The following is a 17,947-nucleotide window of genomic DNA, read 5'->3' as shown; positions in this document are numbered from 1 at the left end:
AACCTCCGCCCCGCAGCGGATGTGTCCAGTCTGGTCGACGACGGGATGCGAGCAGGGGGTCTGCATCCCGCCGCCGAGTCTCATCCGGCGGTGGTCCCGCCGAGGATCTGGTCGATCTCGTCCTGGGTGAGCGGGGTCCAGGGGGACGAGTCGGGGTCCGAGCTGGCGGCCTCGGGGCTGTCGCCCTGGGTCCACCACTTGGCCTCGAAGGGGACGCCGTCGAAGAGGACGCGCTGACCCTTGTCGTACGGGGTGGTGCCCGACCAGGCCGGGTAGGTGCCGGCCGGCAGCGTCGGCTGCGGGATGGGCGTCTCACCGGGGAGCACGGGGCCGACGAGCTCCCACGGGGTCTCCCACTGGTTCAGGACGGGGTTGTCGGGCACGTCGCCCTTGGTCCACCACTTGGCGACGTACACGTTGCGGTGCCAGACGACCTTGGTGCCCTTGAGGTACGAGTTGGTCTGGGTCCAGATGGGGTACGGGGAGGTCGCTGGGTCGTCGGCGACGGCGGTGCTGGTGGGCTCCGCGGTGGTGACGGACGACTCGCCGAGGGAGATGTGACCGTCGAAGCCCTTCGAGAGGAGGCCGGCGAAGGTCTGCTTGCCCTGGTCCACACCGGAGCAGGCGTCCGAGACGACGGAGGTGTCGACGTAGTTGGAGCCGCAGGTCTTGTCGCGGTTGGCGGACCACATGGACATGCGGCCGACGCCCTCGGAGACGGCCCACGCGTTGAAGGCGGTGGCGTCCTTGAGGCTGAACACCTCGTCCTCGACGTCGTTCTGGCCGATCATGGGGGTGGCGCCGATCTTCGCCCACAGGCTGGGGTCGCTCTGGTGCAGGTCGGCCCGGTCGTACAGCACGCCGAGCTGACGCTGGGCGGCGGTGACGGCGGCCTCCGCGTTCTGCGCCATGGACTTCTTGGCGTCCTTCGACGTGCCGAAGTCCATGGTCATGACGTTGACACCGGCGATGTCGACCTTGGCCTTGAGCATGGCGGCGATGGCGTTGGTGCCGTCGGAGGTCATGCCACTGGGCGAGACGGGGAGGGTCAGCCACACGGCGAGGCTCTTGCCGGCGGCGCGACGCTCCTTCTGCAGGTCGGCGATGGCGGACGCGCGACGGTCGGTCGCCGCGGAATCGGTCAGGCCGTCGCCCTCGAGGTCGAGGTCGATGGTGCCGATCTTGTAGCGGTCGACGACGGAGGCGTACGCCTTCTTGAGCGCCGCCTCATCGGCGCAGTTCACGGCGAGCTCGTCGTTGTTCAGACCGCCGAAGGAGACCGCGATGGTGCCGCCCTGCTGTTGGAGGCGCGCGATCCGGCGGTCCAGGTCGAGCGAGGAACGGGCCTCGTCGAGGGTGTAGGCGGCGCCCCAGGAGGGAGTGCACGCGTCCTGCTTCGACGAGACGATGAACGAGAGCACGGCATCCTTCGAGTCCGTGGCGCCCATGTTCTCGAACGCGAACCGCGGGGTGGCGGTCACGTCGACGTAGGAGGCGAACCAGGGCTTGGAGTCCACGGCGGCGCGCGCGCTCCACCACTGGAAGCCGACGACACCGCCGGTGACGACCAACGCGGCGACGAGCGTCGCGCCGACGACCCGCCAGAACCCGAGGCGACGGCCGGAGGTCGACTCCGGAGCCTGGGCGCGCTCGATCTGGGCCGCCTCGGCGGCCTGCGTGTCGCGCGCCATCAGGCGGCCTGCCGCTCGGTGTCGTCGAGCACGGTGTCGCCGATGGCGGAGCCGGCGCTGGTCGTCGCGACCGCGGCACGCTCCACGTGCGGCACCTGTCCGCCGGAGTGGCCGTGGTAGAGCACCGAGCGCCAGTCGATCGACTCGGTCGTGGGAGCGGGAGCCTCCACGGCGCGCTTCGCGCCCTTCTCGACGTACAGCGGCTTGGTCAGGCCGAGCCAGATGTCGACGATGGTCGCGCCGATGCCGATGTAGGAGATGATCGCCCAGATCGCGAGGGTGGCGTTGAACGCGGCGAACGCGGCGTTGCCCCAGTTCTGCGCGTTCCAGTCGCGCCACAGGGTGAACAGCGAGAAGGCGACCATCGCGAGCGGCGCGATCACATACAGCAGCGGCGACGCGGTCCGATTCTTGACCTTCGGCGTGCGGGCGAACGGGATCTTCTTGCCGGTCAGCGACTGCTGGATCGACTTGAGCACCCCGGCCAGGTTGACCGGCAGCAGAATCAGGTTGAAGCCGTAGATGCGGAAGATGTCGGTGGCCTTGTAGCCGGAGTAGCGCAGGTCGGAGGCCTGGCTGATGAAGTACGGCAGTGCGGCCAGCAGCACCACGGGGCTCAGCAGGCGGCCGTCGTACGGGTAGGCCAGGAGGAACACGAGACCGAAGCTCGCCCAGCAGATGGAGGCCATGTAGTTGACGCGCAGCAGCAGCTCGATGCGGGAGACGTTCTCACCGCGGCGGCGGCGCTCCTTGACCTGGCGCCACAGCTTCGGAAGGATCAGCAGCCCTCCGTTGGCCCAGCGGCGGCGCTGCACGATCAGCGAACCGAAGTCCGGCGGGGTCGCGGAGTAGCTCAGGCGCTCGGGGTAGTTCTGCAGGGTCCAGCCGTGGGTGCCGAGGTCGATGCTCGACTCGGTGTCCTCGATGACGGTGCGGTCCTGGATGTACCGGCGCACCTCGAAACCGCCGACGAACTCGGTCTCGACGATGTCCTCCAGCGCGCGCTTGCGGATGACCGCGTTCGCGCCCACCCAGAAGGTCGCGCCGTAGTACGACTTGCCCTGGTGGAGGATGTGCTGGATGTCGGTGGTCGCCCCGGCGAGGCGCTCGATGCGGGTGCCTGCGCCGCGGAACGACGAGTACGGGGTCTGCGTGACGGCCACACGGGCGTTGTCCGGCTGCTGCAGGAAGTACGTCAGCCGCAGGCAGTACTCGCGCAGCAGGATGGAGTCGGCGTCGAGGGTGAGCAGGAAGTCGCTGTCCGGGATCTCGATGTCGCCCGCGCGGCGCTGACCGGCGGCGACCGGGCTCAGGATGGGGCCGTCCGGCGTCTGCTCGGCGCGGTACACGCCGCCCATGAGGCCGATGTACGCGTTGAGGTTCATCGCCTTATTGGCCTCGTGCGAGAGGGAGGCCCACTGCTTGCGCTCGAAGACCGCGAGCTCGGCGTCGAACGTCCAGGTGAGGCGGCGGTAGAGCTGGGCGACGCGCTCCGTCGCGAGAGCAGCGCCCTCGTCGATCGCCGCGCGCACGGCCTCGCCGGTGAGGGCGAGGTCGTCGCCGAGGGCGCGGAGCACCTGGTCGGAGAAGAAGACGTCGACGTGGTCGTCGATGGTGTGGGCGTCGGCCTGGGCGAACAGCCACTCAGCGGCCCAGGTGTAGTGGTCGGCGAGCTCACGCGCGTCGTCCTGGGTGGCGAACGCGCGGCCGTCCGCCAGCTCGAAGCGCAGGAGCGCGTCGGTGAAGCGGAAGCGCGGCTCCGACAGCTGGTCGCTGATGCTGCGGGCGAGGTCGCGCGTGGCCTCGAGGCGGTCGATCACGGCCGGGTCGGTCGGGGTGGGGTTGTCGTCGAGCAGCAGCACGACCCGCTTGGAGGGGAACTCCTGCAGCGCGGCGGAGAGCAGCGTCATCCGCACGACCTCCGGCTCCTCCGCGTAGGAGGGCACGAGCACGGTGATGGTCGGCTGGTTCTCGGAGAAGTGGCGGTCGAGCTCGGCGCGGGGAACGCGCACGTGCTTCTGGAAGCGCTGGAGCGCGCCCTGCCGGGCGACGAGGTACATCAGCGCGGAGAAGGTCAGGAAGGTGACGACGACCGCGTAGCCGATCGCCTCCATGGTGAAGCGGAAGTCCTGCGTGCCGAGCACGAGGAACTGCCGGATGATCGTGGTCACCATGTAGATCGCCCAGAAGACGATCGTCAGCACGATGGCGACGCGGCTCCAGGTGATCTTGCGATCCGACGGCTTCGGGTGGACCGTCGGGAGCGGGGATGTGCGCTTCTCGGAGCCGAGTTGGCGCTTTCGGGCAGGGGTGTATGAAGTTGGAGAACTCATGTTCGGGTATGCGTCCTTTGAGACGAGAGCCCGCACCGTCGGGTCGGCGCGGTCGGGTTAGCTCTCGGATGTCCACATTAGTGAGGACACGATGGGGGACAAATACCCCCAACAGGGTCGCCCCTGCTTTGGGGGTGACTCGTCACCATTTTTCTCAGGATCCGCCCCCGCGTGTCGCTTGACGCACGCGAAAGGGCGCCGAGGTTCACGTCGTTGCGACCATTCCGGCGGAATGACGACAACGACGCGGACCTCGACGCCCGAGACTGTGCGCGGCGCTAGCGCTGGCGCTTCTCGCGCACGCGCATGTTGAGCACGATGGGTGTGCCCTCGAAGCCGTACACCTCCCGCAGCCGGCGGATGATGTACCGCCGGTAGCCCGGATCGAGGAACCCGGTGGTGAAGACCACGAATGTCGGCGGGCGGCTGGAGGCCTGCGTGCCGAACAGGATGCGGGGCTGCTTTCCTCCGCGCACGGGGTGCGGGTGCGCCGCGGTGAGCTCGGCGAGGAAGGCGTTGAACTTGCCGGTCGGGATGCGGGTGTCCCACGACTCGAGCGCCTGCTCCAGCGCCGGGACGAGCTTCTCCAGGTGGCGGCCGGTGCGGGCCGAGATGTTGACGCGCGGGGCCCACGAGACGTGGGCGAGGTCCTGCTCGATCTCGCGCTCCAGGTAGCGGCGGCGCTCGTCGTCGAGCAGGTCCCACTTGTTGAAGGCGAGCACCAGCGCGCGGCCCGACTCGAGCACGAGGTCGATGATGCGCACGTCCTGCTCGCTGATCGGCTCGCTGACGTCCAGGACGACGACGGCGACCTCGGCCTTCTCCAGCGCGGTGGAGGTGCGCAGCGAGGCGTAGAAGTCGGCGCCCTGCTGCAGGTGCACGCGGCGTCGGATGCCGGCGGTGTCGACGAAGCGCCACACTTTGCCGGCCAGTTCGACCTGCTCGTCGACCGGGTCGCGGGTGGTGCCGGCGAGCTCGTTGACGACCACGCGCTCCTCCCCCGCCGCCTTGTTCAGGAGGGAGGACTTGCCGACGTTGGGGCGGCCGACGATCGCGACACGGCGCGGGCCGCCGACCTCCTGCTTGGCGACCGCGGAGACCTCCGGCAGCACCTTCAGGATGTCGTCGAGCAGGTCGGCGACGCCGCGGCCGTGCAGGGCCGACACCGGGCGCGGCTCGCCGAGGCCGAGGGACCACAGCTCGGTCGCGTACGGCTCCTGGCGGGCGTCGTCGACCTTGTTCGCGCCGAGGAAGACCGGCTTGTCGCTCTTGCGCAGCAGCCGCACGACGTGCTCGTCCGTCGCGGTCGCGCCGACGGTGGCGTCGACGACGAACAGCACCGCGTCGGCCAGGTCGATCGCGACCTCGGCCTGTGCGGCGACGGAGGCGTCGATGCCACGGGCGTCCGGCTCCCAGCCGCCGGTGTCGACGACCGTGAAGCGGCGGCCGTTCCACTCCGCCTGATAGGAGACACGGTCACGGGTCACACCGGGGGTGTCCTCCACGACGGCCTCGCGACGGCCGAGGATGCGGTTGACGAGGGCGGACTTGCCGACGTTCGGGCGGCCGACGATCGCGAGCACCGGCAGGGCCGGGAGGTACGTGATCGCGTCCGGGTCCTCGCTGACGGTCTGGAGGATGTCGAGGTCGCTCTCGTCGAGCTCGTAGTCGTCGAGGCCGCTGCGCAGGGCGGCGGCGCGCTGGACGGCGAGACCGTCGTCCAGGTCCGCCATCCGGTCGACGAGGTCGTCGGCGCCGGTCGGCTCGTTATCGATGTCAGACATGGGTCTCTTTCTGTACGACCTGGATGACCGCATCCACGGTCTGGTCGAAGTCGAGGTCGGTGGAGTCGACGGTGGTCACACCGTCCGCGGCGTTCATGAAGTCGACGACCCGGGAGTCGGCCGCGTCCCTCCGGAGCAGCGCCTCGCCGACATGAGTGGCGGAATGGCCGGTCAGCTCAGCAGAACGTCTGGCAATTCTAACGGATTCGTCGGCGGTGAGCAGGATGCGCACGGGGGCGTCCGGGCAGACCACCGTGGTGATGTCCCGGCCCTCGACGACGATGCCGGGCCGGTCGGTGCGGCGCACGATGTCGCGGAACAGGGCGGTGAGGAACGCGCGCACCTCCGGCACCCGCGCGATCGCGCTCACGACGGCGGTGACGTCGGGCTCGCGGATGGCGTCGGTCACGTCGTGGTCGCCGACGAACACATGGTAACCGTCGGGGTCGGTGCCGATGCGGTAGTCGAAGTCGGGCAGCGCGTCGATCACGGCGTCCGCGTCGGTCGGGTCGACCTGGCGGTGGACCACGTACCAGCTGAGCGCGCGGTAGGCGGCTCCCGTGTCGAGGTACGCCCAGCCGAGCCGGCGGGCGGTGGCCTTCGAGACGGAGGACTTGCCGCTCCCCGCGGGGCCGTCGACCGCCACGACGATCGGGGTCTGTGCGAGCTCGGTCATCCGGCGATCCTCCAGCCGCGTTCGGTCAAGTCGGTGACGGTGCGGGTCAGCACCTCGGGCAGCACGGCGATCTCCGCCAGGCCGAACGCGGCCCCCGGCGAGTGTTCGAGCCTCAGGTCCTCCAGGTTCACGTCCAGCTCGCCGAGCTCGTTGAGGAGGCGCGCGAGCTCGCCCGGGCGGTCCTCCACCATCACGATGAGCGAGCTGTAGCGCTTGTCCTGGCCGTGCTTGCCGGGCAGACGGGCGACGCCGAGGTTGCCGCCGGCGATCTCCTCGGCGATCGTGCGGCGCGAGCCGATGGCGTCCACGTCGCCGAGCGCGGCGAGCACCCGGTCGAGGTCGTCGCGGTAGGCGCGCAGGATCTCGACGAGCGCGGGAGCGTTGGCCCCGAGGATCTGCACCCACAGCTCCGGCTCGCTCGCGGCGATGCGGGTCACGTCGCGCACGCCCTGGCCGGCGAGGCCGAGCGCGGCGTCCGTGGAGCCCGCGAGCCGCTTGGCCATCAGGCTCGAGACGATCTGCGGCGCGTGCGAGACGAGCGCGACGGCGGCATCGTGCTCGGCGGCGGGCATCTCGACCGGGTTCGCGCCGAGGTCGAGGATGAGCGCCTCCACCAGGCTCACCGCGTCGCGCGGGTTCTCCGGCCGGGCGGCGACGACCCAGGGGCGGCCGATGAAGAGGTCGGCGCGCGCCGCGCTGGGGCCGCCGCGCTCACGGCCGGCGAGCGGATGTGAGCCGACGTAGCGCGTGAGGTCGGCTCCCGTCTCCTCCAGTTCGGAGAGCGGAGCGACCTTCACGCTGGCGACGTCGGTGACGACGGCGTCGGGATGCGCGGCGAGCTCCTCCGCCACGACGCGTGCGACGAGGTCCGGCGGCACCGCGACGACGATCAGAGCCGGCTCCGCTCCCCCGTCGTCCGCGCGGCCGGCACCGTAGTCGGCTGCCAGCCGCAGGTGGGCGGGCGAGGCGTCGGCGAGCAGCACGTCGACCCCGCGGGCGCGCAGCCCGAGGCCGACGGAGGCACCGAGGAGCCCTGCACCGACGACGCGGACGGGACCGGCGAGCCGGGAGGCGGTTTCGTTCACGGATCCACCTTAGTCAGCGGCGACACCGCGCACCGTCGCTCCTCCTCCCTCCGCACATTTGGACCAAATGTCGACTCCGGCGGCGCCGAAGGCGACATTCGGTCCAAATCGGCACGGGGGCCGCGCGGAGGCTCAGCCCTCGCGGGAGATGGTGAGGAGCTTGCCGAGCTCCTCCTTGGTGAGGTCACGCATGGCCCCCACCTTCAGGGTGCCGAGGTGCAGCGGGCCGAACTGCCGGCGCACCAGCTCGATCACGGGATGCCCGACCTCCGCCATCATGCGGCGCACGATGCGGTTGCGGCCCGAGTGCAGGGTCACCTCGACGAGGCTGTCCTTGCCCCCGCCGCTGGACTGGAGCAGGCGGGCGCGGTCGGCGGAGATGGGGCCGTCCTCGAGTTCCACGCCGCGGGTCAGCCGTGCGATCGTCTGCGGGGTGACCAGGCCGCGCACGCGCGCGATGTACGTCTTGGTGACACCGAACGACGGGTGCGCGAGCACGTGGGCGAGTTCTCCGTCGTTGGTCAGGATGAGGAGGCCGGAGGTCTCCGCGTCGAGCCGGCCGACGTTGAAGAGGCGCTCGTCGAACTCCGCCGCGAATCGGGAGAGGTCGGGACGGCCCTGCTCGTCGCGCATCGAGCTGACCACGCCGACGGGCTTGTTCAGCATGATGTAGCGGCGGCTGGTGTCGAGCTGCACGGCCGTACCGTCGACGGCGACGCGGTCCTGCTCCGGATCGATGCGGCGGCCGAGCTCGGTCACGACCTGGCCGTTGACCGTCACGCGGCCCTCGACGATCAGCTGTTCGGAGACGCGGCGGGAGGCGACTCCGGCCGCGGCCATGACCTTCTGCAGGCGTTCGCCCTGCGGGGCGTCCTCAGCGGACATCGGCGTCGAATCCTTCCGCTCCGTCCGCCAGCAGCGGGGAGATCTTGGGCAGCTCGTCCAGTGAGTTGATGCCGAGCTGGGCGAGCAGCAGATCGGTCGTGCCGTAGTTGATGGCTCCGGTCTCGCTGTCGGTGAAGAGCTCGGTGATGAGCCCGCGGCCGAGGAGGGTGCGCACGACCGAGTCGACGTTGACCGCACGGATGGAGGCGATCGCGCCGCGGCTGATCGGCTGCTTGTACGCGATGACGGCGAGTGTCTCGAGCGCCGCCTGCGAAAGCTTCGTCGGGTTCTGCTGCAGCACGTAGCCGGAGACGACCGTGTCGTACTCCGCGCGCACGTAGACGCGCCAGCCGCCGCCGACCTCGCGCAGTTCGAAGCCGCGCCGGATGCTGCCGCCCGGTGCCGCGCCGTCGAAGTCCTCGATAAGCACGTCGATCGCCTGCCGCACGCGCTTCACCGGCGCCCCGACAGCCGTGGCAAGCGTCACGACGCTCATCGGCTCGTCGGCGACCATGAGGATCGCTTCCAGCGCGCGCTCGATCTCGGTGTCGTCGACGGGCGCCGGCACCTCCGTCGTGTCCGTCGCCTCGGTCACATCCTCAACCGTCATAATCCGCTCCCAGGTTGGTCAGGTTCTCCTCGGACCAGTGCTCCGCGGTCCAGCGCAGGGTCAGCTCGCCGAGCGGCTCCAGCTGTTCGAAGGCGATGGCCGCGTGCCGGTACAGCTCCAGCACGGCCAGGAAGCGCGCGATCACCACGCCTTTCTGATCGGCGCCCGCGACCAGCTGCCGGAACGACAGCTGGTCCCCGCCGCGCAGCAGGCCGACGACGATCGCCGCCTGCTCCCGGATGCTCACGAGCGGCGCGTGGAGGTGGTCCAGCCCCACGACGGGGATCTCCCGCGGGGTCATCGCCAGCGCCGCGAGTGCCGCGAAGTCGTCGAGGCCGAGGGTCCAGACCAGCTCCGGGTCACGCTGGCGGAACTTGTCCTCCAGCCGCACGGTGCGGGTGTGGCGGGCGCTCTCGGTCTCCAGCGCACGGCCGAACCAGGCCGAGGCCTCCTTGAACGCGCGGTACTGCAGCAGGCGGGCGAAGAGGAGGTCGCGCGCCTCGAGCAGCGCGACGTCCTCCGCGTCGACGAGCTCGCCCTGCGGGAGGAGTCCGGCGACCTTGAGGTCGAGCAGGGTCGCGGCCACGAGCAGGAACTCGCTCGCCTCGTCGAGGCTGTCCTCCGTCTCGAGCGCGCGCAGGTAGGCGATGAACTCGTCCGTCACCCGGCTCAGCGAGATCTCGGTGATGTCGAGCTCGTGCTTGGTGATCAGGGACAGCAACAGGTCGAACGGGCCCTCGAAGGTGCCGACGGCGACGCGGAAGCCGGTGCCCGGCGTCTCCTCGACGACCACGGCGTCGACCGCGGGCTCACCCGGCGGCGCGCCGTCAGGCGACGGCGCCACGGAAGATCAGTTCCCGCGCGAGCTGGCGGTAGGCCTCGGCGGCGGCGTGCTCGGGCGCGAACTGGGTGATCGGGGTGCCGGCGACGGACGCGTCCGGGAACTTCACCGTGCGCGAGATGACGGTCTCCAGCACGCGGTCGCCGAAGGCGTCGACGACGCGCTCCAGCACCTCGCGCGAGTGGAGGGTGCGCGAGTCGTACATGGTCGCCAGGATGCCGTCGAGCTCGATCGCCGGGTTGAGGCGCTCGCGCACCTTGTCGATCGTCTCGATGAGCAGGGCCACTCCGCGCAGCGCGAAGTACTCGCATTCGAGCGGGATGAGCACGCCGTGGCTCGCCGTGAGGGCGTTGACCGTCAGGATGCCGAGCGAGGGCTGGCAGTCGATGAGGATGACGTCGTAGTCGGCGCTGACCTTGCGGAGCACCGAGGCCAGGATCTGCTCGCGGGCGACCTCGTTGACGAGGTGCACCTCGGCGGCGGAGAGGTCGATGTTGGCCGGGATGATGTCGAGCCCGGGGACGCTCGTGGTCTGGATCGCGCCCTGCACGTCGGCGTTGCGGTTGAGGAGCAGGTCGTAGATGGTCGTCACGTCGTGCGTCTGCGCGCCGAGACCGGCCGAGAGGGCGCCCTGGGGGTCGAAGTCGATGGCCAGCACGCGCCGGCCGTAGTCCGCGAGGGTGGCACCGAGGTTGATGGAGGTCGTCGTCTTGCCGACGCCGCCCTTCTGGTTGCAGAGCGCCACGATGCGGGCCGGCCCGTGCTGGGCGAGCGGAGACGGCTGGGGGAACGCGCGCACGGGTCGCCCGGTCGGTCCGAGCTTCGTGGCGAGGGAGGCCTCGTCCATGCCGGGAAGCTCTGTCCTGACCTCGTCGTTGCGCGTCACCGGGGTGTTCCTCGTCCCTCTCCTAGGCGGTCTGTTCAAGGGGACAGTCTATCCGCGGCGCACCGGTGCCGCGGGGCGGCCGGGCGGCGGTTCGCGGGAGGGCGCGCGGCCGGGCGGCTCAGCGCGCCCGCGGGTGCGCCGACGTGTAGACGTCACGCAGCGTGTCCGCCGTCACGAGCGTGTAGATCTGGGTCGTGGCCACCGACGAGTGCCCGAGCAGCTCCTGCACCACGCGCACGTCGGCGCCGCCCGCCAGCAGGTGGGTGGCGAAGGAGTGCCGGAGGGTGTGGGGCGAGATCTCGACCGGCAGCTGCGCGCGCTCCGCGGCGGCCCGGATGATCAGCCAGGCGTTCTGCCGCGACAGGCGGGCCCCGCGCATCCCGAGGAACAGCGCGGGCGTCGCCCGGCCCTTCGCCGAGAGCAGCGGGCGGGCGCGCACGAGGTACGCGTCGATGGCCGCGCGCGCGTAGCTGCCGAGGGGGACGATGCGCTGCTTGCTCCCCTTGCCCGTCAAGCGCACGATGTCGGCGTCGATCACGTCGTCCACGTTGAGGCCGACCGCCTCGCTGACGCGTGCGCCCGTCGCGTACATCAGCTCGAGGAGGGCCTTGTCGCGGAGGTTCGCGACCTCCTCCCCGTCCGTCGCCGCCAGCAGGGCCGCCACCTGGTCGATCGTGATCGCCTTCGGCAGGCGGCTCGGCAGCTTCGGGGGACGCACCTCGTGCGCGACGTCCTGCTCCAGTCGGCCCTCCTCCAGGAGGAAGCGGTGGAAGCCGCGCACCGTCGAGAGCACGCGGGCGAGAGAGGAGGCGGTGAGCGGCGACTCCGGGCGCGTTCCGAGGTGGCCGACGAACTCCGCGACCATCGGCGCGGTGACCTCTCGCAGGTCGGTCACCGCGCGCTCGTCGAGCCAGCCGGTGTAGACGGCGAGGTCACGCCGGTAGGCGGCGACGGTGTTCGCCGAGAGCCCGCGCTCGATCGTCACGTGCCGCAGGTAGGCGTCCACCTCCGCCGCAGCGGTCATCCCCTGCCGAGCTTCGGGTGGGTCGGCCAGGGCGCGTCCGCCGGGCCGAGTGTCGCCCAGCCCTTCTCGCGGGCCGTGCGCGCCGCGAGCAGCGCGATGATCAGCGGGGCGTTGTGCACGGTGCGGGCGAGCACGGCGTCGACCGCCTCGTCCAGCGGCAGCCACCGCGTCTCGATGTCCGCCTCCTCCTCCTCGCGGGCGAAGGCCTCCACCGCCGGGCGCACGCCGCGCGCCAGGTAGATGCGGATGGCCTCGTCGCTGCCGCCGGGGCTCGTGAAGATGTCGTTCAGCACGTTCCACTCGTCGGCGACGAGGTCGGCCTCCTCCGCCAGCTCGCGCTGCGCTGCGACCAGCGGGTCCTCGCCACGGATGTCGAGCAGGCCGGCCGGGATCTCCCAGTCGCGATGACGCACCGGATGCCGGTACTGGCTGATCAGCAGCACTCGGTCCTGCTCGTCCAGCGCGAGCACCGCGACAGCGCCCGTGTGGTCCACATACTCGCGCGTGATGTCCTCGCCGTTGTAGCGGAACACGTCGCGACGCAGGTCCCAGACCTTGCCCTCGAAGACCCTCTCGGAGGAGACGACCTCGGGGTGGAGCGGCTCGTCCGACAGCAGGCGGTCCCCCATCAGCCCTCCGCGGCGACGTCGAAGAGGAGGCTGGCCTTCTGACGCTCGAGCGCCGCGCCGACCAGGCCGGCGAAGAGCGGGTGCGCGCGATTGGGTCGCGAGCGCAGCTCCGGGTGGGCCTGCGTGCCGATGTAGAACGGGTGCACGTCGCGCGGCAGCTCGACGTACTCGACCAGGTGGCCGTCGGGCGACGTGCCCGAGAACCACAGGCCCGCGTCGGCGATCTGCTCGCGGTAGTTGTTGTTGACCTCGTAGCGGTGGCGGTGGCGCTCGCTGGCCTCGGTGGCGCCGTACAGCTCGGCGGCGAGGGAGCCCTCGGCGAGAGCGGCCGGGTAGAGGCCGAGGCGCATGGTGCCGCCCAGGTCGCCGCCGGCGATGATCTCCACCTGCTCCGCCATCGTCGCGATGACGGGGAACTCGGTCTCGGGGTCGAACTCCGACGACGACGCGCCGCCCAGGCCGGCCTCGTGTCGTGCGTACTCGATGACCATGCACTGCAGGCCGAGGCAGAGGCCGAGCGCGGGGAGGCCGTTCTCGCGGGCGAAGCGCAGCGCCCCGACCTTGCCCTCGATGCCGCGCACGCCGAAACCGCCGGGCACGCAGATCGCGTCGACGTCGCTCAGCTGCGCGGCCGCCCCCTCCGCCGTCTGGCACTCGTCCGACGGGATCCACTTGAGCTTCACCTTCGTCTGATGCGCGAAGCCTCCCGCGCGAAGCGCCTCGGTGACCGACAGGTAGGCGTCGGGGAGGTCGATGTACTTGCCGACGAGGCCGATGACGACCTCGTGCTTCGGGTCGTGCACAGCCTCGAGCAGGCGCGCCCAGCCGTCCCAGTCGACGTCGTTCGCCTTGTCGAGGCCGAGCTGGTCGATGATGTAGGCGTCGAGGCCCTGGTCGTGGAGCATCGTGGGGATGTCGTAGATGCTCGGCACGTCCACGGCGTTCACGACGGCGCCCTCGTCGACGTCGCACATGAGCGCGATCTTGCGCTTGTTGCTCTCGGAGACCGGGCGGTCGCTGCGGAGAACGAGCGCGTCGGGCTGGATGCCGATGGAGCGCAGCGCCGCGACCGAGTGCTGGGTCGGCTTGGTCTTCTGCTCGCCCGACGCGTTCATGAACGGGACGAGCGACACGTGCACGAAGAAGCAGTTCTTGCGGCCCAGCTCGTGGCGCACCTGGCGGGCCGACTCGATGAACGGCTGCGACTCGATGTCGCCGACCGTGCCGCCGATCTCCGTGATGATCACGTCGGGGGCGGGCTCGCCGTCCGGGCCGGGCTGGGCCTGCAGGCGCATACGGCGCTTGATCTCGTCCGTGATGTGCGGGATGACCTGGACCGTGTCGCCGAGGTACTCGCCGCGGCGCTCCTTGGCGATCACGTTCGAATAGATCTGGCCGGTGGTCACGTTGGCCGACTGGCCGAGGTTGATGTCGAGGAATCGCTCGTAGTGCCCGATGTCGAGATCGGTCTCGGCTCCATCGTCGGTCACGAAGACCTCGCCGTGCTGGAACGGGTTCATCGTCCCCGGATCGACGTTCAGATAGGGGTCGAGCTTCTGCATCACGACGCGGAGCCCGCGCGCGGTCAGAAGGTTGCCCAGGGAGGCCGCCGTGAGGCCCTTCCCCAACGAAGAAACGACACCACCGGTCACGAAGATGTGCTTGGTAGTGCCGTTCGAGATGCCCGCTTCAGATTTATCCACCACGGGCTTGCAGCTTATCACCATCGGCTCGGTCCCCGCCGCACGGGATGCCGCGCTCGCCCGACGGATCAGCGCGCGGCGGCCGCCATCTCGACGAGCTCCCTGGCGTGCGCGAGGCCGCTCTCGGAGTCCGGGAGACCGGACAGCAGACGGGCCATCTCGGCGATGCGCTCGTCGCCGTCGAGGCGGCGCACGCTGGAGGCCGTGACCGATCCGTCGTTGCCCTTCACGACCGTGAGGTGGTTGGTCGCGAAGGCCGCCACCTGGGCCAGGTGCGTCACGACGATCACCTGCGCGCGCTCGGCGAGCCGCGCCAGCCGCCGGCCGATCTCGATCGCGGAGGCGCCGCCCACGCCGGCGTCGATCTCGTCGAAGACGAACGTCGGCACCGGGTCCGCCCCGGCGATGACCACTTCGATCGCGAGCATGACGCGTGAGAGCTCGCCCCCGGAGGCGCCCTTGCCGAGCGGTCGAGGTTCCGCGCCGGGATGCGGCTGCAGCAGGATGGACACCTGGTCGCGCCCGGTGGAGGAGTACTCCTCGCGCTCGGTCACCTCGACGACCACTCGGGCGTCGGGCATGGCGAGGGCGGAGAGCTCGTCGGAGACCGCGGCGGAGAGACGCTCGGCGGCCTCGCGCCGGCGCGCGCCCAGGTCGGCGGCGAGCTCGGCCACGAGTGCCTCGTCGGCCTCGACCTCCCGGCTCAGCGCCTCGATGCGGTCGGCGTCGCCGTCGAGCTCCAGCAGGCGCAGGCTGCCGGTCTCGAGCGTGCGGATGACGTCGTCGAGGGTGGGACCGTACTTGCGCACGAGGGCGGCGAGCTCCGACCGCCGCTCCTGCACGATCTCCAGCTCGCGGGCGCCGTCGGTGTCGAGCCCGTCGAGGTAGGTCGACAGCTGGGCAGCGATGTCGGAGACGAGGTAGTTCGCGTTGGCCACCGCCTCCGCCAGCGGCCCCAGCGCGGTGTCGTGGGGCGCCATGCGCTCCAGCTGGCGGCGGGCATTGTCGAGCAGCCCGAGCGCGTCGGCGCCCTCCGACTCCTCCGCCGAGAGCAGCTCGCGTGCGCCGGCCGCGGCGAGCCGCAGCTCCTCCAGATTGGTCAGCCGCTCGGAGCGCTCCGCCAGCTCGTCGTCCTCGCCGGGCTGCGGGGCGAGGGTCTCGATCTCGGACATGGCGACGCGCAGGTCTTCCGCTTCGCGCGCGCGGCGGTCGCGGTCGGTGATCAGCTCGTCGAGCTCGGCGCGGTCGTCGCGCCAGCGATGGAAGACCTGCGCATACGCCTCGACGGCGGCGGCGAAGTCCGGCCCCGCGAAGCGGTCGACGGCCTCACGCTGCGCGACCGCGGAGCGCAGGCGGATCTGATCGGACTGGCCGTGCACGACGACCAGCTGCTCGCCCAGCTCGGTCAGCACGCTTACCGGCGCACTGCGGCCGCCCACGACGGCGCGCGACCGGCCCTCCGCAGAGACGGCCCGGCTCAGCACCAGCTCCGCCTCTCCCCCGCCCAGGGCGTCGACATCGCCGCCCGCATCGCGGACGCGCTCGACGACGTCGCCCGCGTCGGCGACGCGCCAGCGGCCTTCGACCCAGGCCTGACCACTGCCCAGCCGCACCGCGCCCGTGTCGGCCCGCGAGCCGAGCAGCAGCCCGAGCGCCGAGACCACCATCGTCTTGCCCGCACCGGTCTCGCCGGTGATGGCCGTGAATCCCGGCCCCAGGGGCAGGGAGGCGTCCGCGATAACGCCCAGGTCTTTGATCGAGATCTCCTCGATCGCTCCACGCACGTCAGTCACGGCCCGCTGGTCCCCTCCATCCCGTGACGGGAAGATCGAACTTGTGCACGAGCCGGTCGGTGAACGGCCCGGGATGCAGCCGGGCGAGGCGTACCGGGATGGGCGAGCGCCGGACGACGACGCGCGCACCGCTCGGGAGGTCGAACGCCCGTCGCCCGTCGCACCAGAGGATCCCGGCGCCGCCAGCGCGGTCGAGCAGCTCGACCGCCAGCGACGATTCCGCGTCGACCACCAACGGCCGCGAAAAGAGCGCGTGCGCACTGAGCGGCACGAGCAGCAGGGCGGCGACGCCGGGCCAGACGACGGGGCCGCCCGCGGAGAACGAATAGGCGGTGGAGCCGGTCGGCGTCGACATCACGACGCCGTCGCAGCCGAAGCTCGACATCGGGCGGCCGTCGACCTCGATGACCACCTCGAGCATCCGCTCGCGGCTGGCCTTCTCGACCGTGGCCTCGTTGAGCGCCCAGCTCTCGTAGACGACCTCGTCGCCCACCTTGACCCGGGCCGACAGCGTCATGCGCTCCTCGACCTCGTAGTCCTTGGCGAGGCCCCGGGCGACGGCGATCTCGAGGTCGTCGCGCTCGCTCTCGGCGAGGAAGCCGACATGGCCCAGGTTCACCCCGAGCAGCGGAGCCGCACAGCCTCTGACCAGCTCGGCCGCGCGCAGGATGGTCCCGTCGCCGCCGAGCACGATCACGAGCTCGAGCTCGCTCGGCTTCACCTCGTCGCCGAGCAGGGCGATCCGGTCGAGACCGGGCTCGGCCGCCAGCAGGTCGCGGCGCTCGTCGGCGCTCAGCACCGGGATCACGCCCGCCTCCAGCAGCTGGGTGCACACGCGCACGCCCGCCTCGAGCGAGTCCTGACGACCGGTGTGCGCGACGACGAGGATGTATCGCGTCGCTGCTCCCATACCCGTCACTCCTCTTGCTCGTGTGGTCGTCATCCCATTCTGTCGGAGAATCGGCGCGATCCGGTCGGATCGGCGTCACCTGTGGAGAATTCACGGGATGTTCCGCCGGCCCTGCGCCGCGTGCGCTCCGGGCTCAGCGGGCAAGCTCCTGCGCCCGGTCGAGCCACTCGGTCGGGTTCGTGCCGCGCTGCGTGAGATGCACGAGGAACTCCCGGTTGCCGTGCGATCCGGCGATCGGCGACGCGATGACGCCGGCCGTGCCGAGACCGAGGTCGAAGCCCGCCCAGAGCACGCCGGTGAGGGCGTCCGCCCGCAGCCCGGCGTCGTGCACGATCCCCTCGCGCACTCCCGTGCGACCGACCTCGAACTGCGGTTTGACCAGGAGCACGAAATCGGCCTCCCGGACCGCCGTCTCGCGGAGCGCGGGCAGCACCTGCCCGAGGGAGATGAAGGAGAGATCGGCGACGACCAGGTCGGGACGAACCTCGCTCCCGGTCAGCCCGGCGAGCTGGCCCGCCGTCAGCGAGCGCACGTTGACGCCCTCGAACGACGACAGCCGCTGCTCCTGCCGCAGCTCGGGGGCGAGCTGGCCGTGGCCGACGTCGACGGCGATCACCCGCGCGGCGCCGCGCTCCAGGAGCACCTGGCTGAAGCCGCCGGTCGAGGCGCCCGCATCGAGTGCGTGCCGCCCTTCCACCGGCACCGCGAAGGCGTCGAGCGCGGCGATCAGCTTGTGGGCGCCACGGCTCACGTAGTGATCGGCGCCCGCGACCTCGATTGCCTGGGACTCGCCGACCTTGGCGGACGCACGCACGACGGGGACACCGTCCACCGTCACGAGGCCCTGCGCGACGAGCGTCGCGGCGTGGGTGCGCGAACGAGCCAGCCCGCGCGCGGCCAGAGCGACGTCGAGCCGGTCAGCCATCGCGGCGGACGTCGGCTCCCTCGAGCCGGTCGGAGAGCTCGGCGTGCAGCTGGGCGTAGGCGTCGGCGCGCGCGGCGAGCGGCTGCTCCTCGATCACCTCGAGGCGCTCCACCAGCGCGTCGTCTCCGTGGTCGCGGTCCTGTTCGGGCATGCGTTCAGGCTACCCCTCCGT

The 17,947-nt window shown here is 71.0% G+C and carries 16 protein-coding genes; all 16 read right to left on the bottom strand.

All coding sequences use genetic code 11. From position 1 onward, the window contains the following. Positions 1–80: 80 nt before the first annotated feature. On the bottom strand, positions 81–1,691 hold the full coding sequence (locus LLS1_RS14105) for a chitinase (RefSeq protein ID WP_226656460.1): 1,611 nt from the start codon (positions 1,689–1,691) through the stop codon (positions 81–83). Further along, positions 1,691–4,024, bottom strand: a complete 2,334-nt coding sequence (locus LLS1_RS14100; RefSeq protein WP_226656453.1) for a glycosyltransferase family 2 protein — start codon at positions 4,022–4,024, stop codon at positions 1,691–1,693. The genes LLS1_RS14105 and LLS1_RS14100 overlap by 1 nt, the downstream gene beginning before the upstream one ends. Positions 4,025–4,302: 278 nt before the next feature. Next, a complete protein-coding gene (gene der, locus LLS1_RS14095; protein WP_223360152.1) occupies positions 4,303–5,808 on the bottom strand; it encodes a ribosome biogenesis GTPase Der in 1,506 nt (501 codons plus the stop codon). Continuing rightward, positions 5,801–6,484 carry a (d)CMP kinase gene (gene cmk, locus LLS1_RS14090; RefSeq protein ID WP_223360151.1) on the bottom strand — a complete coding sequence of 228 codons (684 nt, stop codon included), beginning with the start codon at positions 6,482–6,484 and terminating at the stop codon, positions 5,801–5,803. Before cmk ends, der begins: the two co-directional genes overlap by 8 nt. Continuing rightward, on the bottom strand, positions 6,481–7,569 hold the full coding sequence (locus tag LLS1_RS14085; RefSeq protein WP_223360150.1) for a prephenate dehydrogenase: 1,089 nt from the start codon (positions 7,567–7,569) through the stop codon (positions 6,481–6,483). Before LLS1_RS14085 ends, cmk begins: the two co-directional genes overlap by 4 nt. A gap of 132 nt (positions 7,570–7,701) precedes the next feature. Continuing rightward, the gene (locus tag LLS1_RS14080; RefSeq protein WP_226656445.1) at positions 7,702–8,454 is read right to left on the bottom strand and encodes a pseudouridine synthase; all 753 of its coding nucleotides are present in this window, start codon (positions 8,452–8,454) and stop codon (positions 7,702–7,704) included. Further along, complete coding sequence (gene scpB / locus LLS1_RS14075; protein ID WP_226656444.1) at positions 8,444–9,064, bottom strand: SMC-Scp complex subunit ScpB; 621 nt, start codon at positions 9,062–9,064, stop codon at positions 8,444–8,446. The genes LLS1_RS14080 and scpB overlap by 11 nt, the downstream gene beginning before the upstream one ends. Next, on the bottom strand, positions 9,054–9,908 hold the full coding sequence (locus LLS1_RS14070; protein ID WP_374758276.1) for a ScpA family protein: 855 nt from the start codon (positions 9,906–9,908) through the stop codon (positions 9,054–9,056). The genes scpB and LLS1_RS14070 overlap by 11 nt, the downstream gene beginning before the upstream one ends. Continuing rightward, complete coding sequence (locus LLS1_RS14065) at positions 9,892–10,791, bottom strand: ParA family protein (RefSeq protein WP_226656442.1); 900 nt, start codon at positions 10,789–10,791, stop codon at positions 9,892–9,894. Before LLS1_RS14065 ends, LLS1_RS14070 begins: the two co-directional genes overlap by 17 nt. 118 nt (positions 10,792–10,909) lie before the next feature. Further along, on the bottom strand, positions 10,910–11,815 hold the full coding sequence (xerD, locus tag LLS1_RS14060) for a site-specific tyrosine recombinase XerD (RefSeq protein ID WP_226656440.1): 906 nt from the start codon (positions 11,813–11,815) through the stop codon (positions 10,910–10,912). Then, entirely contained in the window at positions 11,812–12,444 is a 633-nt protein-coding gene (locus LLS1_RS14055; RefSeq protein WP_226656439.1) for an NUDIX hydrolase, read from the bottom strand. Before LLS1_RS14055 ends, xerD begins: the two co-directional genes overlap by 4 nt. Next, a complete protein-coding gene (locus LLS1_RS14050) occupies positions 12,444–14,171 on the bottom strand; it encodes a CTP synthase (protein WP_223360143.1) in 1,728 nt (575 codons plus the stop codon). The genes LLS1_RS14055 and LLS1_RS14050 overlap by 1 nt, the downstream gene beginning before the upstream one ends. Before the next feature lie 44 nt (positions 14,172–14,215). Continuing rightward, positions 14,216–15,940: a DNA repair protein RecN gene (recN, locus tag LLS1_RS14045; RefSeq protein WP_226656437.1), complete on the bottom strand. Its 1,725-nt coding sequence runs from the start codon at positions 15,938–15,940 to the stop codon at positions 14,216–14,218. Further along, positions 15,933–16,850, bottom strand: coding sequence for an NAD kinase (locus tag LLS1_RS14040; RefSeq protein WP_223360141.1), 918 nt, complete (start codon positions 16,848–16,850; stop codon positions 15,933–15,935). The genes recN and LLS1_RS14040 overlap by 8 nt, the downstream gene beginning before the upstream one ends. 133 nt (positions 16,851–16,983) lie before the next feature. Then, positions 16,984–17,775 carry a TlyA family RNA methyltransferase gene (locus LLS1_RS14035; protein ID WP_226656436.1) on the bottom strand — a complete coding sequence of 264 codons (792 nt, stop codon included), beginning with the start codon at positions 17,773–17,775 and terminating at the stop codon, positions 16,984–16,986. Further along, positions 17,768–17,926: a hypothetical protein gene (locus LLS1_RS14030; protein ID WP_223360139.1), complete on the bottom strand. Its 159-nt coding sequence runs from the start codon at positions 17,924–17,926 to the stop codon at positions 17,768–17,770. The genes LLS1_RS14035 and LLS1_RS14030 overlap by 8 nt, the downstream gene beginning before the upstream one ends. Positions 17,927–17,947 lie beyond the last annotated feature (21 nt).

The organism is Leifsonia sp. LS1 (assembly GCF_020521355.1).
GTDB lineage: Bacteria > Actinomycetota > Actinomycetes > Actinomycetales > Microbacteriaceae > Leifsonia.
The sequence above is the reverse complement of the archived record's forward strand: the minus strand, read 5'-3'. Positions and strand labels throughout refer to the sequence as shown.